Here is a 502-nt window from a genome sequence, read left to right on the forward strand (position 1 = left end):
GGCCCAGTTCGGCCACGGTTGGAAGCTCGGGCAGCAGTGGTGACCTGTTGACGCCGGTCGTTGCCAGCCCCAGAGCCTTTCCCGCGCGCAGGTGCGGCAGGAGCCCTGTGGTGCTGACGACACCAGCATCGACTTCGCCCGCAATGACAGCGGTGACCGCCGGTGCGCTTCCCTTGTAGTGCACTGGAGTGATCGTCATTCCGGTGCTGCTGGCCAGCAGCATCGCTGCGAAATGCCCCGGGCTGCCGTTGCCGCCCGTGGCAAAGGTGAGGTCCTTGCGCCGTCCGAGCTCCACCAGTTCCGCAAACGTCCGCACCCCAAGTGCCGGGTTGACGGCGACCGTAGTGCCGGAGACACCTAGCACTGCAATGAGCTGAAAGAGGTCCAGGCTCACCTGGACCTTCGGCGAAAGCAGCGCCGACATCGTGAACGGCGTGTCAAGGCTCAATAGCAACGTGCGGCCATCGGGCGCCGCCCGGGCAACCGCGCCGGCCCCTATGAG

1 protein-coding gene is annotated in these 502 nt (G+C 66.3%); it reads right to left on the bottom strand.

The window, feature by feature from the left end:
• Positions 1 to 454, bottom strand: a 454-nt coding sequence (locus tag AC1DY5_RS58345; RefSeq protein ID WP_478123141.1) for a tripartite tricarboxylate transporter substrate-binding protein, incomplete at its 3' end; no start/stop codon positions are given.
• Positions 455 to 502 lie beyond the last annotated feature (48 nt).

The organism is Variovorax sp. P4_D9, assembly GCF_056401695.1.